Annotated in this window: 9 protein-coding genes; 1 reads left to right on the forward strand and 8 read right to left on the reverse strand. The window is 72.5% G+C overall.

Going from position 1 to position 15506, the window contains the following annotated elements; all coding sequences use genetic code 11:
- Positions 1 to 2 precede the first annotated feature (2 nt).
- From ACZ4VK_RS19580 to ACZ4VK_RS19610, 7 genes are all read right to left on the reverse strand, one after another.
- Entirely contained in the window at positions 3 to 4613 is a 4611-nt protein-coding gene (locus tag ACZ4VK_RS19580; RefSeq protein ID WP_468353615.1) for a hypothetical protein, read from the reverse strand.
- Complete coding sequence (locus tag ACZ4VK_RS19585) at positions 4610 to 7945, reverse strand: hypothetical protein (RefSeq protein WP_468353616.1); 3336 nt, start codon at positions 7943 to 7945, stop codon at positions 4610 to 4612. Before ACZ4VK_RS19585 ends, ACZ4VK_RS19580 begins: the two co-directional genes overlap by 4 nt.
- Positions 7946 to 11179 (reverse strand): DUF6603 domain-containing protein, encoded by a 3234-nt coding sequence (locus ACZ4VK_RS19590; RefSeq protein WP_468353617.1) that lies wholly within the window; start codon positions 11177 to 11179, stop codon positions 7946 to 7948.
- Positions 11180 to 11194: 15 nt separating this feature from the next.
- A complete protein-coding gene (locus ACZ4VK_RS19595; protein ID WP_468353618.1) occupies positions 11195 to 12001 on the reverse strand; it encodes a hypothetical protein in 807 nt (268 codons plus the stop codon).
- Positions 11983 to 12933 carry a hypothetical protein gene (locus ACZ4VK_RS19600; RefSeq protein ID WP_468353619.1) on the reverse strand — a complete coding sequence of 317 codons (951 nt, stop codon included), beginning with the start codon at positions 12931 to 12933 and terminating at the stop codon, positions 11983 to 11985. The genes ACZ4VK_RS19595 and ACZ4VK_RS19600 overlap by 19 nt, the downstream gene beginning before the upstream one ends.
- A 125-nt stretch (positions 12934 to 13058) precedes the next feature.
- The gene (locus ACZ4VK_RS19605; RefSeq protein WP_468353620.1) at positions 13059 to 13859 is read right to left on the reverse strand and encodes a VOC family protein; all 801 of its coding nucleotides are present in this window, start codon (positions 13857 to 13859) and stop codon (positions 13059 to 13061) included.
- A gap of 73 nt (positions 13860 to 13932) precedes the next feature.
- Positions 13933 to 14583: an NADPH-dependent F420 reductase gene (locus ACZ4VK_RS19610; RefSeq protein ID WP_468353621.1), complete on the reverse strand. Its 651-nt coding sequence runs from the start codon at positions 14581 to 14583 to the stop codon at positions 13933 to 13935.
- A gap of 74 nt (positions 14584 to 14657) precedes the next feature.
- Here ACZ4VK_RS19610 and ACZ4VK_RS19615 point away from each other — a divergent pair, with 74 nt between their 5' ends.
- The gene (locus ACZ4VK_RS19615) at positions 14658 to 15032 is read left to right on the forward strand and encodes a winged helix-turn-helix transcriptional regulator (RefSeq protein WP_468353622.1); all 375 of its coding nucleotides are present in this window, start codon (positions 14658 to 14660) and stop codon (positions 15030 to 15032) included.
- Between the two features lie 32 nt (positions 15033 to 15064).
- Here the strand turns inward: ACZ4VK_RS19615 and ACZ4VK_RS19620 are convergent, their stop codons facing one another.
- Entirely contained in the window at positions 15065 to 15481 is a 417-nt protein-coding gene (locus tag ACZ4VK_RS19620) for a DUF3052 domain-containing protein (protein ID WP_468353623.1), read from the reverse strand.
- Positions 15482 to 15506: the final 25 nt, after the last annotated feature.

A 15506-nucleotide genomic window follows, 5' to 3' on the forward strand; every position in this document is an offset into this window, starting at 1 on the left:
GGTCACTGATCCACCTGGAGGAAGTCGACGATGTTCTTCCCGCTGTCCGCGACCTGCAGCTTTCCCCAGTCGATGACCGGTTCGCCCTGGAGCGACCAGTCGCGGAAGTACAGCGCGGGCAGGTACCGGCCCGCGAAGGGCAGTTGCTGGAGCGAGACGGCCCGCATGCGTGCCAGCGCGAGTGCCTCGTCGAGGACGTGGGCCAGCCGGTCACCGTCCCAGTCGGCTCCGTCGGAGCTGAGCGCCAGGATGATCGCCTGCGGCGGTCGGGCACCCGGCGCGTTCGCGTGCAGGGCGACGCCCGTCGTCGTCACGTCCACGAGTTCGGACTTCTTCTCGGGATCCGCGGCGGACCCCCGCCGCAGTCGGCGGGGCAGGACCTCGGTCCACTCGTCGAGGACGACGCCCGCCACCGCACCGCTCAGATCCGGCTCGGGATCGGTCGTACCGCCGCGGGCGACCTCGGCGACCATGCTCGTCAGCGGGTCCATCGGCGGATCGTGGCCGGCGAAGGGCAGGCCGACCCATGAGGGGTACGCCTGTACGGGGGCCTGGACGACGCGCAGCCGTGGCCGGCGCCCGAACGCCTCGCGGACCAGGACCGATTCGCCGTACGCTGCCGTACCGGCGCGCAGGGCGCCCGCACGGGCGAGCCAGGGGCGGATCTCCGCGCCCGGTTCCGCCCGGACACCGGTCGGCCCCACGGCTCCGGCCCACAGGTCGGCTTCGCCGGGGGGCGGTGGCAGGAGCAGCGGCACGGCCACGAACTCGCCTCCGAAGACGGCGGCCAGCGTCTGGCATGCCAGCTCCACCCGGGTGCGTACCGGAGTGTCCTCGGCGATGCGCGCCAGGAGGGCCTCGGCGGCCAGGACACGTGAACGGGCTTCGGCGACGAGGACGTCGTCGGCGGTGCCGGCCGGGCCGCGCACACCGAAGCGTGCGAGGACGGCGGGCGGCTCCTGTCGCACCGCCGCGGCCCTCAGCGCGTTCGTCGCCCACCTGGCGCGTGTGCGCAGCTCCTCGACGTCGGGTACGCGGCCCTTCGCGCCCTCCTGTACGGGGCGTCCCACGTCGGCGACCTCCAGCGGCCGCCCGGCGATCAGCGTCGACCGCAGCATCCCGGCGAGCTCCCACGTGGGGGCGAGCGGCGTGAAGTCGTCGCCGAGGTCGCCCAGTCCGGCGGACGGGTCCCCCAGCCGTGCGACGAGCGTGCTCGACGCGACGGTGTCCCCGTCCGCGTCGTACAGCACGTCGAGTGCCGAGAGACCGGCATGGGCCAGGGTGACCGCCCGGCCGGCCGCGACCGTGACGGCGGAGGGGTCCCCGAGCGCGCCCTGCGCCCACGCTTCCAGCCGGGGCTCCGCGAGGGCGCGGGGGCTCGTCCGGTCCCAGCCGGACACCGGCGCCGGAGGCGGCTCCGGTACGAGCACGGCGACGCGGTGCTGGATCGGTACGCCACCGCGCGGGGTGCGGATCACCTCCGGCTCCGGTGGGACCGCCTCCCCTGCGCCGAGGACGTCTAGGGCGGCGGCCGCCCGCGCGGGGTTGCCGGACACGAGCTGGAAGACCGACTCGGCGAGGAGCAGATCGGCCGCCGCGTCGTGGGTCCGCTCCAGCTCCTGGATCGCGGCGATGACCGCGTCGGCCTCGTCCGGCGTCGCCTCCTCCCACTCCCCCTCGCCGATGTAGAGGGCGTCGGTGGGGCCCTCCCGGAGCTTCTCCCGCACGGTGTCGGCGGGGACCGCCAGGAGCCGCAGTCCGTCGACGACGTCCGAGGACGCCAGGCCTTCCTGGACCGCGGTGCCGGGCTCGGTCAGCTTCCCGGCGCGCAGCGGCGCGAGCGCGCGAAGGACGTGGACGAAACGGTCGAGCTGGAGCTTGTCGCCGGACCGCTCGTGCAGGCGGCGTTCCAGGCGGTAGCCGAGCAGGGCGCCGAGCGCCTGGCCGTTGCGCATCCCTTCGAGCAGGTCCATGGCGTCGCGTACCCGGGTGCTCGACAGATCGATGTCCAGCGCCTCGGTGTCGGGGGCGCCGCGTCGGTGGGTGAGGCGGCCGCTGCGCAGCACGCCGGCCGCCGTCGCCTGCATGAGTCCGGGGGCGTGCAGAAACCCGCCGTCCCCGGGGTCGTGGAGAGCCTGGTGGTCGTCGACCGTACCGGCGGCGGAGGGGGTCTTGAGGTCGATGTCCTCCACCCAGCCGTACGCGCCGATGTAGACGCCTCGCGGCTCGGCGGCCCGGACATCGCCGAGCCGTCGCGTCGCGGCGGCGGTGATCCAGGCGTCCAGCCGGTGCGAGCAGCAGTCCAGTGTCTCGGCGAGCAGGAGACGGCGTTCGTCGAGGGAGTCGATGCCGGCGATCGCCTCCAGGGCGGCGTCGAACCTCGTCTCCCACCGCACGTACTGGAAGATCTCCCCGACGAGCCGCAGCCCCGTCGCGCCGGACAGCAGGGAGACCTGGGGTTCCTCGCCGGCGAGCCGCTGCAGCGTGGTGCGCGGTGCGAGTGCCGGGATCGGGTTCCGGTCGGCGACGAGACGCGGGTCCAGACGCCCGACCCGTTCGGCGAGGTGCTCGGCGGCTGCCTCGATGAGCGAGTTCGAGCCGTCGCCCCGCTCCAGTACGGTCTGCAGGGCCGCGGTGACGAGTTGACGGTTGAAATCGACCTCGTCGGCGCCGAGGATGTCGTGGAAGATCCCGAGCTGCTCCACCGCCGGGACCGTCCTGGCGCGTGCCTCCCGCGTCGTCTCGGCGGCGTGCGCAAGCAGCACCTGCAGGAGGCTCACGGGCGTCCCGGTGGGATCGGGAGTCAGCAGTGACCGGATGAAATCGGGATCGGTGCTGTCGACGAGCGGCAGAGCGAGAGTGCGTGTCTTCGTGCCGAGCAGGTCGTGGTCGTCGAGCGCCTCGTCGGGGACTCCGGCGAGCAGCAGCAGGGTGCGGGTGACCTGTTGGCCGCCTGCCGTGTCGCCGAGATCGGGCAGGGTCATCGCCAGCGCCGTCTGCAGGAACTGGTCGGGTGACAGCGCGGTACGGACCCGGAGCCCGCGCAGCACCGCGTCGGTGCCGAGAATCGTCGGCAGCGCCTCGTCGAGCTTCCGGTTCATCACGGTCGCGACGCCGGGCACGGCCTTCTCCCACATCCAGCGGACCTGCTGGTCGAGGAACGGGACGAGCCGGTTCTCGACGAAGCCCCCGTCGTTCGGCTGCCACGCGGCGTCGGTCGCCACGACCGGCAGCAGCCCGTACGGCTGGCGTCCCAGGCGCAGTGCGGGGAGCGGGCCGCGCCCGCGCACATGGTCCACCCAGTGGTCGCGCACGGCGTCGAGCGCGCGGTTGTCCAGCCGTCGGTCCCCGTTGGCCCGTCCTGCGGGCGTGAGGTGCTCGATGGCGTCGCCCCATGTCGTCGTCCACAGCGCGGTGTTGAACGCCGCCGCGTTCGTCTGCTCGGTGGCGTCGCCGTGGCGCAGCGCCGCTGTCAGGGCGGGGCTGATGCCGAGCGCCTCGGCGGTGACCGCCGCGTTGGTTCCCTCGCCGGGCGTCGCCGGAGGGGCGAGGCCGGGAGGGCCGGGCGGTGTGAGCCGGCTCCACGAGGTCCGCGCCGACTCGGTGTTGTTCGTGGGCGTGCCGAGGGGGAGGAACTCCGCTCCGTCGGTGAAACGGTGCGAGCGCAGGAGCCTCTCCATCCGGGCCGCGCCCGACGCTCCGTCGAGCGCGGCCCGGACTCCGTACACCAGGAGCCGGCGTACCGGGCGTCCGGCGAGCGGCAGTTTCACCGTGATGGCCATGCCGAGGCGTACGGCCTCGTCGTAGTCCACGAGCCAACGCAGCGACTCGTCGATGGGCGGCAGGTCCTCGCCGTCGATGCGCAGGACGGAGAGTTCGTCGCGGGAGCCGAGGCCGACCGGCAGCTCGTCGGGGATGATGTTGCCGTGCGCGGTGCGCGGCGGAGCTCCGTCCTGTTCGACCCGGACGTGGAAGCGGTCGGGCAGGGTACGGGTGATCGGCGGACGCTCGGTGCGCGGCCCGGTCTCGGGGAAGGCCGGCAGCCCGTCGGGCCGGTCGGCGAGGTTCGCGGGCCGGAGCGCTTCGGCGACCCAGGGCGCCCGCCGCGGACCGGTCGCGGCGACGAGCGTCCGCCACGGCGCGTCGGGGTCTTCACCCGCCCACAGAGCCATCCAGTACGCGATGCCCGCCGCGCGTTCCGGCGGCGACAGGCCCTCGTCGAGGCTCTCCGTGTGAAGCGCGTCGTGGAAGACGCGGACCCTCAGCCGGGTGCCGTCGGCGGTGGACCGGGTCTCCACGCGGACCGGGAGCAGGAGGAGCGGAAGGTCCGCCTCCAGTGCGAGACTCCGGCCCAGAAGGCTGTCGAGATCGCCGAGCACGCCCTCGTCGAGGTCCCGCAGCGCACGTGCCCCTTCCACGCGCCGTGCGACGAGATCGCGGACACGCGCCACGGCGGACGCGAGCGCGTCGCGGTCTCCCGAGGCCCGCAGGCCGGCGAGCCGCTCGCGTGCGGCTGCCAGCTCGGCGGTGTCGGCGGTCAGCCGGGCAGCGATCCGCTCCCGGCCGCGGGTGGCGTCCGCGAGGACGGAGCGCGTGCGTCGGAGGTCCGTCATGGCGGCATCGTGTCCTTCACCATGGTCTTCGCGAGAAACGCCGCGCGGGCGGGCAGCTGGAACAGCAGATACGCGATCTGGGCGCTCGACTTCCCCCAGCTGGAGCCGTCGTACACGATGTCGGTGTCCGCGGTCGCGTCGAGGAATTCGTCCACGGCCACGCCGAAGTCCGACCAGACGAGGTTGTCGCGCGTCCTCGACACCTGGCGCGACGGATCGAGCCCGAAGCGCGGTTCGGCCGGGTTCTCGGAGAGCGTGAACCACCACGTCCTGCCCGGGGCCTCGATCTGCTTCGTGTCCAGCGCGAAGCCCACGAGCAGCGTGTTGGGCGGCAGATGGGCGTGGAAGAGCGTCGGGACGGGCGAATGCGCCGCGAACACCGGAATCCCGTTGGCACAGTCCACTTCGAACGCGGCGTGCGCGACGACGCCCGGATACCTGCGTACGAGGTCCCCACGGACCAGGAACACGAGCTTGCCGTCCAGATCCTCCTGGACATGGCTGCCGAGGGGGCCCGTCGTCCACGGCTGCTCGTGCAGGTCGGCGACCAGCTCGGGTCCGCCCGTCCAGAACGAGGAGAAGTAGGTACCGCGCTGGTCGGTCGGGAACTCCCGCCACAGCAGCTCACGGGCCATCTCGTGGTTGAGCCCGACGAGGTACGCCTCGATGAACCGGTTGTCGGTCACGAGGAGGGTCGTCATGTCGGGGCGGGGGATCAGCCCGAGGCCGGGCACCATCCACTCCGGGTCGAAGCGGTGCAGCGGCTCGTACATGGGATGCGGGAACCGCGGATGCGCCATGACGGGCTCGATCGGGACATCGTCGAACCAGCTCCCGGGAAGCCATCCGGGAATCCGTCCGCTGCCCCACCTCAGTCGGCCGTCGACGCGCGCGGGCACGGTGATGGCCGGGTCCAGCTTGCGGACGAGCCCGAGCGCCGGAGTGTCGATCCGGTCACGCGACGGAATGAGGACCGGATCATGGATCACCGCGCTGTCGCCGATGACGGCGAGCGCGTCGGCCACGGCGCGGCGGTCCAGCGTCAGATTGCGCCGGACGACGTCACCCATGAGCGCGGCGCCGCGCTCGAACCCTTCGAGGGGGACTCCTTCCACGTCCCCCAACGTGCGGCGGACGTAGGCCTTCAGCCCCGCGATGGTGACGAAGGCGTCACCGGTCCCGTCCGGCGCACCCCCCACGCTCTCCATGCCCAGCCGCGCGGCGTCCCTCGCCGGGAGCCGCAGGCGCCCCACACCGGCCCCCTCGGCGGCCGCGACGATCTCCCGCAGATGAACGGCGTGGACCCCGCCGTTGATCGCGACGTCACGGTCGGCAGCCATCTCCTGGGCCGTCGGCGCCCCGCGTACCAGTCGCACCGCGATCGACGTCAGGACGCTGTGGCGGACGTCCAGCTCACCCCCCGGGATCTGCGCCAGCTCGTCGGGGACGAGACGATCCGAGGGCGCCGGGCCGGCGAGGGTCTCGCGCCACTGTTCGAGGAGCGTCTCGGCGAGCATGGGGCCGGGGCCGGAGCCGGAGCCGGAGCCGGAGCCGACGACGGCGGCCGCGAGGTCGTCGGTCAGCAGGCCGGCCGCGAGGAGGCTCACGCCGGTGATGCCGTCGGGCGGGGCGTAGGTCGCCACCCAGTCACGGGTGAGGCGATCGGCGGGGACGGTCAGCCTGTCCACGGCGGCGCGGCGACGGGCCCGGTCCTTCACGGACGCCCGGACGATCGGACCGCGGACCCGCGCGAGGCGACGGAACGCCCCGGTCGTCACCGCGTGGGGCAGGCTCGAAGCGCCGAGGGACGCCTCCACGCTGCGCTGCGGGGCGTCCAGGACCTTGCTGTGCACGCGCTCGGTGACGGAGAGGACCGCGGCGTCGGTGAACCGTGCGAGGTGGCGCCGGTGCAGGGACCGGCTGACGTACCGGGCGAACTGCGCCATGCGCAGGGCCCGGTTCGCCGCGTCGATGCCGGTCACCTGGTTCCACGCGGCGGCCATCAGGTCCTCCTGCTCGGCCTGGACGACGCGGGTGCCGAGGCCGGCGACGATGCGGTCGCGCGGATCGCAGTTGAGTTCGCGGAACCACTCCGGCTGGGCGGAGAGCGCGGGTTCCTCCGTCTCCACACGGGCCTGGCGCGCGTGCGAGGCGCCGTAGAGCGGCGGACCCACCCGAGGCGGTTGCGGATCCTCTTCGTCCGCCTGCCGTTCCGTCCGGTTCAGCCGCTCCACGAGGGAAGCGGTCACCGCGGGCTCCCACGACTGCTTCTCCGGGGCGGGCCACTTGTCCGCGGACGCCGGATCCGGCGGCTGCGGGGACACCACGGGGCCGTTGACCACCATCTCCGCGCCCTGGGCGTCGGCTGTGAGGGCCGTCCCGGACCACGGGTGGGTCGTGTCGACGCGTCGCCGGCCGACGCCGGGCGGCGCGACGGCGGGCCGCAGCTTGCGGGCCAGGCTCTCGAAGTTCCCCTCGGCGCCGGTCGCGAACTCCCACGTGTAGTACACCGGGAGGGTCACCATGTCGTACGGATCACCCTGCGCGCTCCACGAGGGCGCGAGCGTGGTGACGGGCGTGATGCCGAGGGCGGCCTGCGCACCGCACAGGAACGTCGGCACGAGGCAGGCGACGTAGGCGGTGTGATCGTCCAGCCTGCGAGGACAGACGACCCGGCTGAGGTTGTACGCGGCGTTGTCGGCGCCGAGCCGCTCCACGAGCGTGGGCCGCGTCTCCGCGTCCGGTCCCTTGGCGCCCATGACCTGCGCGTGGGCCCAGGCCCACGCGTCGTCGAGCGGCTGCAGCTGGTCCCGCCGGATCCGCGCGGTCGCGACGCCGCCACGGCGTTCGCCCCATTCGAGGGCGCGTCGCCTCGCGACGACGAGCGAGATCCACGGCACCAGCCGCCCCTGGGCATCAGGCCCCGCGGGGGTGAACAGCCACGGCAGGTCGGGACGGTCGAACTCGACATGGGCGAGATCGTCGACCTCGGCGTTGCCGGCTCCCGGCGCGGGGAACGCCCGGATGATCTGGCGCGGATCGAGCTCGACGACGTCGGCGGGGCCGTGGACACGGACCGGCATCTCGGCGTCGAGCGCCGGCCCGCGGTCGTCCTTCACCGGCACGCGCAGGTCGATCGTCGCCCGAGCGGGCAGCGACCAGGCGAAGGGGGTCGTGAGCGCGGCCGCGATGCCGGTGCGCGCGTGCGGCAGGAAGACGTACCGGTCGAGGACCGCGTCCTCGGGCTTCAGGGGCGGGTGCGGCGACGCGAGCGCGTCCGCGGCCATGAAGACGCCGGCGGCGAGGGCGTGTGACTGCAGGCTCCCGGCCATCTACCCCACCCCCGGTCGGGCGAGCTGTGCGTCCTCGCCGAGCGGCAGCTCCGCCGCGTGCGTGTACGTCGCCCAGGCGTCCGGGTCCGCGGCGGTGAGGGTCGTCCTCGACACGACCCTGACCTCACCGGGGTCGGCCAGCCGGATCGGGTCGGGGGCGGTGGCATAGCGCGTGGTCGCGCGCAAGGCGCTCCGCCCGGCCGCGCCCGCGGCGAGCGTCGTGGCCGGTGCGCTCGCGAGGAGCACGTCATGTCGGGGGAGGTCCCGGAACAGTACCGCGTCGTCGCGGCACACGAACGTCTCGTACCGCAGCTCGCAGGGGATCGCGCCGTCGAAGCCCACCGCCTCGCCGGGGGGCCGGACGCGCACGCCGGCGGGCATCGGTTCGAAGCTCGGCCGCGAGAGTTTCTGCTCCTCGGTCAGCTCCAGGTAGGAGCCGGCCGAGAACAGCTCGGTGACCTCGCTCAGGGCCCCGGCCGCCCGGCCGTTGACGGTGGGCGTCTCCAGATGGACCCTGCTCCGGTCGGCGGGCACGGGGTTCGCGCCGACACGGGTGACGACCGTCTCCAGGGGCACCGCGTGCTGGCGGACGTCGAGCATCCCCATCGGGTGCACGGTCACCTCGACATCGCTCGGCGGCGCGGGCTTCAGCCGTACGACCCGGTCCGCGTGGGCCGGGGCCAGCGCCTGCCAGGCACCGGGATTGCGGTGGAGCGCGCCGTGGACGAGCGCACGGGGATCCGCCGGCCCCTGCGGCGGGTTGTCGGCATCGCCCCAGGTGATCGGGCCGACGTCGATGTCCTCGCTGATGCCGAGGACCTCGACCTCGGCGCTGCCCCGGGCGTGCCAGGGGGCGGGACCGGAGAGATGCAGGAGGAGCCGGACTCCGGCAAGGGTCTCCCCGAGGATGTGCACGGCCAGCCCGGCCACGGCGTCCAGCGTGAACGCGAAACGGGGAGAGAAGAGGACGAGCGCGTCGAACCCGAAGTGGCCGCTGATGTCGGCGACCCCGATGTCCCCGCGGATCTCGACACGGCAGCCCAGTTGCACCGTGTTGGTGGTGATGGCGAAGTACGCCTCCGAGCGGAGCGTGAGCACGGGGGGCGAGATGTCCACGTGCAGCCGCCGCATGCCCGTCAGCTCGCGCGGAGGCTGGTACCTCGGATGGAACCCGCCCGCCGAGATGGCGATCTCGGGATCCCCGCCCCAGCGCAGCAGCAGCCCGACGTCGCCACCGACGGGGAAGACCGCGATCCGGGATCCCCTGAGCGACGCCAGGATCAGCAGGTGATCCGGGGTGATCTCCCCATACACGGTGGCGCGCAGGTCGACGATCGGCAGCTGGGGGGCGGGCAGCGCCACGCGTACGCGTCCGACGACCACGACGCGCGGGTCGGGGAGCGACAGGATGACTCCGAGCTGGGCGGTGACGAGGCTGACCGGTCGTCCCCAGCCGAGCTCGATCATCGGCCCGATGACCGTCGACCCCTCGGACGGGGGAAAGACGTGGGCGAGCGTGGACAGGATCGCCGGTGCGGCCACCACCGGGTCGGCGGGGAACATGATGTGGTCCAGGGCACCGGACGCGATGCCGTCCCGGAGGGCGTCGGTGTCCAGCCGGTGCTCGATGCCGAGGACACCGCCGACCGCGTTGAGCGTGAAACCGAAGGTGAGGTCGATCGGCGGAGCGAACGCGATCGACATGACGACGACGAGGGCGAACTGCGGCTTCGTCGTCAGCAGGCCGACCGCCTTGACCTCGACCGGGCCCAGCCGGAGGTGCAACGCACCACCGAATCCGTCGGGCCGTTCGGCGAGGTATCCGCCGCCGCGCACCAGTCCTGAGTCGATGACGAGGCCGATGCCGGTGGGCGGTTTCGGCGACAGTTCGAGGGGTTGGCCGCCTGCGCGGACGGCGCCGGGATCGACCAGCAGACGGACGCCGACACCGTGGACCGTCGCGGTGAGGAATCCCCCGAAGTCCGTGGTGATCGAACTGCCGATGTCGACCGTGTTCGCGACCCCGGACGGCAGTTCCAGCACGACTTCCCGGATGTCGAGGCGGCCGGTCCTGGGCCGCGCCGGTACGACGAGGCGTGAACCGCCCCCGCCCCCGATCGTCAGGCCGTTCTTGGTGTCGACGCCGATGACGACGTCCGCCTCGAACGATCCGCCGGCGCCGCCGAGCACGCGCGCGAGGAAGTCACCGCCGACGCCCCCTTCCACTCCTGTCAGCGCCAGCGACGCCGAGAGGGCGGGGGCGGAACCGTCGAGCGCGACACGTACGGTCAGGTCGGCGCTGTCGAACCCGAGCCTGACCGGTGTGGTGATCAGGGAGCGGGCGGGAATGGACACCGTGGCGAGGAGCGATCCGTCGACGATCGACAGCGCGGGTGCCGACGTCGGCAGTCCGAGTTGTTTCGCGAGGCCCTGCGGCGTGACCAGGCCCCAGTTGATCTTCGTGGCCAGCAGGCCGGGAAGTTCCGTGCCGTCCACCGCGGTGGCGGCCTTGGCGACGGAGGCGAGGGCGACGCCCAGCTGTGCGGCGGCGCCGGTGAAGTCGGCGGCGGAGAGCTTCGGCGGGATGTGGTCGAGCGCGGTTCTCGCCGCGAGGAGGAGGGTCGCGACGGCGCCCTCGGGGTCGGTGAACCCGGGTTTCCCCACGGCGGCGGCGAAGCCCGGTACGTCTCCGAGCGCGAGCGCGCGCAGCTCCGCCAGCCGTCGGAAGGCGAACTCGATCAGGCACGCGACCAGCTCGTCGGCCAGCGCCGGGTCGGGACTCCGGAGAGCCAGACCGACGGCCATCTGCTGTACGGCCTGCGGGGTCCCGGCCGCGCTGGTGGTCTGCACGGCGGCGGCGACTTGTGGGGCGAGTGGGGGCTCAAGGCCGCGCAGGGTGATCAGCCTGACGCCGGGGTCGGGGTCCGCGAGACACTGGACGATCAGCCCGTTCGCGCCCGCGCGCGTCGCCCCGAACGCGGCGGCCGCCCGTACACCGGCATCGGCGTGGGGCAGGGCGTCCGCGAGCACCGGCACCGCCGCACCGCTCCAGGTGCTGTCCGAGGCGAGCACCGCCACGAGTGAGGCCGCGCGCGCCGCGATCACCGGGTCGGGGTCCTTGACGAGCGCCGACAGCGCGTCGAAGCCGTCACCGCCGACCTCGGCGGCGGCGCCCGTGTAGTCGGGTTCCTCCGCTGCGAGGAGTTCTCGGATGCGTGCTTCGGAGATCGGCATGGGCCCACTCGGCTTCTAGGGACTCTGTGCCAGTGGGCTCGAACGGACGACGTCGGCCTCGGCATCGGTGAGCCGTGGGGGATCCCCGGTGCCGGATCCCGTCGCGGAGTGCATCACGCTGGTCGGGTCGACGGTGTCGTCGAGGCCGAGCACATGGCCCAGTTGGTGTGCCAGGGACCATTCGCCGGCCGCCGACGCGGCCAGGACGGCTCCCGGTTTCTCGGGCGGGCTGTGCGCGCAGCCGGAACCCGCGGGGACGAGATGCGTGACGATGGCGACGACGACGTCCGTCGGGCCCGGACGGAGGTCGGAGGGCGCTCCGTCGGAGCGCAGGGTTTCGTGCAGGTCGGTGAGTTCGACGGAGGGTTCGTCGGTCAGGCCGACGTGGAGCGTCCGGAAGCGGTCGAGGCCGCCCTCCGTCGGCGCCGGATCCTCGCGCGACGCTTCGATGATCTCGACGCCGTGCGACGCGTAGACCAGCGTCGCGTTGTGCATCATCTGCTCGATCGACGCGCGACGGGGTGCCGACAGCACCTTGGTGTGGACCTTCACGGCGATCGGCATCGGCAGGGTCTGTACGTAGTACACCTGGTAGCAGTGCCGTGTGGAGTGGTCGAGGTGGTCCCCGAACGACGGCGCGTGCGGCGTGCGGTCGACTGCCGCCAGATCGGCGTCGTCGATCGCCGTGGACAGTCGTTTCGGGGTGCCGAACAGCACTCCGAACCCCTCTCCCCACGGCGTCGTCGCGATCTTGCTGGCCGAGGTGTCCGGATCCCAGAAGAGGAATGCCGTCTGTCCGTCGATCACGTCGTGGGCGAACACCAGGACGTGGTGCTCGGGCTGCGGAAAGGCGCTGCGCTCATGACGAGCCCCGCTGAGGACGCCGCAGTGCACGAAACCTCTGGCGTCGATGGTGCCTTCATGCGCGCGTACACGCCCGGCAGCAGGTGGGGCGTGTCGTGCTGGATGACCTGCCGACCCGCGTCGTTCGCAGCCGGGGCGACGGTCTCCTTGGGGCGGGCCCCGGCCAGAGCGCCTTCGCTGACGGTCCCCGATGAGGGCAACGGGGGCGTGGCGCGCTTGGCCGCCAGCTTGCGTGCCATCGAACGCAGGACTCTGAAGCACATGCCCTTCTCGATCTCATAAGCGGCGAGCGCCTTGCCGATCGAGGGACTGCCGGACCAGTACGGCGCCGAGGGGATGTCGGCGGTCGACCAGATCTGATCGAACTCCTGCTGGGCACGCTTCTTGTCATCGCCCGGGGTCTTCGTGAAGAGTGCGCGGATTCCGGCCATGTCGCCGTGCACGTCGATGAACTCGAGCATGGTGAGGATGCCGATGACATCCACCTCTTTGACGGGCACGCTCAGCTTCTTGCGGAAGTACTCGACCGTGGATCCCAGCAGCGTGGGCTCCGCGATCAACCGCACGTTGCTCTCGAGGTCCGCCTTGATCAGAGCCTTCATCTCGTCGACGGTCTTGTTCGTGAGGTAGAACTGCCCGAACCGGAAGAGCTGCTCATGGGATCCGAAATCCGCCTTGAACGCGGCGACCGCGGCGTTGAAGGTGGCGGTGTCGAAGGCGATGGGCGACATGCCGGAGTCAGCTCCCGGGGCGGGGTGTGGCATCTCTCCGCACTCGTCGAATTCGGCTGCTCCTGGCGCCGGTTGAGTGCGTTGCTCCTCGATCACCAGCGTACGCCGAGGCGCGTTCGCCCGCTTGTCGGTGCCGAGGTGGTTGTCGGCCGAGACCATCGGCCGATGCGGATCGCCGGCGGCGCAGGGCTCAGGGACGAACCGGCAAGATCCAGTCGCCCCGGCCGGGAGTCCCGGTCACACTGGAAGAGCGGTGACCCTCCCGGCCGGAACGAAGGTTTGGGTCACTTCGGGGTCGGTGTCAGGACGACGAAGTCGGCGTTGGAGGGGTCGAGGCAGACGGCGAGGCGGCCCACGTCCTCGGCGTCGTCCGGGCCCATCTGGATGCTGCCTCCGTGCTCGGTGACCTTGGCGACCGCGGCGTCGCAGTCGACGACGTCGAAGACCGGGTGCCAGTACGGGCGGCCGCCCGTGAGGGCGAGGTTCTCCCGGGGGAGTTCCATGAGGCCGCCCTGCATGCGCTCCTGGGGAAGGCCCGCGGGCGTGATGAGGGTGTACGTGCCTCCGCCGCCCGGCATCTCCATGTCGGCGTACTGCCAGCCGAAGACGCTGCCGTAGAACTCCCGGGCGGCCGCGGCGTCGCTCGTGTAGAGCTCCGTCCAGGACAGTGAGCCCGGCGCGTCCACCAGGTCGACGCCCTTGTCCGTACCGGGCTGCCACACGGCGAACTGGCCTCCCAGCGGGTCGCTGTACTGGGCCATCCGCCCCCACTCGTCGAGGTCCGTCGGCGCGACCCGCACGGTCCCGCCGCCGCGTTCCACGGCCTCGGTCGTGGCGTCCGCGTCGGCGACGCTGTAGTAGATCATCCAGGCGGAGCGGGCGCCCTTCTCGGTGAGCTTGCCCAAGCCTGCGACGGTCTTGCCGTCCTTGCGGAACATCCCGCCTTCCATGTCCTCTCCGCCGCCGCTCATGGGCTCGTAGTCCCAGCCGAGGACGGCGCCGTAGAAGGCCGCGGCGGCGGGGACGTCGGGAGCACCGAGGTCGAGCCAGCAGGGTGAGCCGGGGGCGAAGTCGGTGGTGATCATGTGCATTCCCTTTCGCAGATCCCGTACCGGGCCCACCCTGCCACCGGCGACCGAAACGCGCCCCTCGGGCGCCCTACTGGCCCGGCCCGGCCGCATAGGCCAGTGGAGGTGCGATCGCCTGGGCGTCCGCTCCCTCGCCCACCCACAGCGCGATGAACAGCGCGGCCGTCGCCTCCAGGAGTCCGGCCCGTTCGAGACCGCCGCCGGCCACGGGTTCACAGCCCACGTCCCGCACCAACTCGCGTACGCGCGCGAGGGCCGTCTCGTCGTCCCCGCAGACCGGCACCGCCAGTGGTCGACCGTCGAAGACGGGCGGCCTCATGCGCCACACGGACTCGTGGCAGAGGTTGAAGGCCTTGACCACGTGGGCTCCCGGTGCGGCCTCGGCCAGTCGCCGCGCGGCCGAGGGGCCTCCCTCCGTCAGGAGGCGGAAGCCCGGGCCGAGCGGGTTCGAGCAGTCGAGCAGCGCCTTGCCCTCCAGGGCCGGGTGCAGTTCCCGTACCACGTCCGCTCCCGCGCCGAAGGGCAGAGCGGCCAGCACCACCTCGCCGAATTCGGCCGCCGCACGCAGACCGGAAGCCTTCACACCGCCTCCGATGCGCGTCGCGAGCCGCTCCGCCCTGTGCGTCTCCCGTCCCCCGATGGTCACCTGGTGCCCGGCCCGCACCCAGTGGGTGGCGAGCGCGTCCGCCATGTTGCCCGTTCCCAGTACGCCGATCCTCATCACACGTTCCCTCTCCATGCCCGCTTCGATCGTTCGTACCGACGTTAGAGAGCGGGTCGGGCACCATTCGGTACGTGACCACCGACGCCTTCCTCGCCGACTGCCGCGCCCGCCTCGCCTTCGACCTGCTCTCCAACACCTGGAACTCCGTGGTGCTCTGGGCGCTGCGCGACGGCCCCGGACGCCCGGCCGACCTACGGAAGCGGATCGGGGGCATCAGCTCCAAGGTCCTCACCGAGACCCTGCGACGGCTGCAGTTCAACGGGCTGGTCGACCGGCGGACCGACCCCGACGCGCCCTCCCGGGTCGCGTACGAACTCACCGCTCTGGGGCGGACCTTGCTGGGGCCCATCGATGCCGTCGGCGCATGGGCATTCGAGTACGGCGATGAGGTCATGGCCGCCCAGGAGGCAGCGGGGAGCCAGGGGGGAGCGGTCCCAGGAACCTGACGGAGCGTTATGAAGCGTGTGGGTGACGCGTGTTACGACGCCGGAGGCCGCCGGGTGATCCGATGACCGGTCCAGGCGCCGAGGGCGGTGCTCGTCGCATGGTGCAGGTCCGCCTCGCCCGCGGCCTCGGTGAGGTCGCCGGCGGGGAGGTGGCCGGGAAAGCCCGCTCCCGGGGTGAGGACCCAGATCACGCCGCCGTCGGACAGCGGTCCGACGGCATCCGTGAGCTCGCACGCGAGGTCCCCGTCGCCGTTGCGCCACCAGTACAGGACGACGTCCACCGCGACCTCGGAGTCCTCGTCGAGCAGCTCGGTGCCCGTGGCCTGCCGGATGTCGTCCCGTACCGCCGGGTCCGTGTCCTCGTCCCAGCCGAGCTCCCGCACCGTCTGGCCCGTCCTGAGGCCCATCCGCTCCGCGTACGCGGTCATCCGCTCCGCCTCCTCATCCATGGTCCGGCACCGGCGCGAGGTGCGT

The sequence above is a fragment of the Streptomyces sp. NPDC028711 genome (assembly GCF_055565415.1).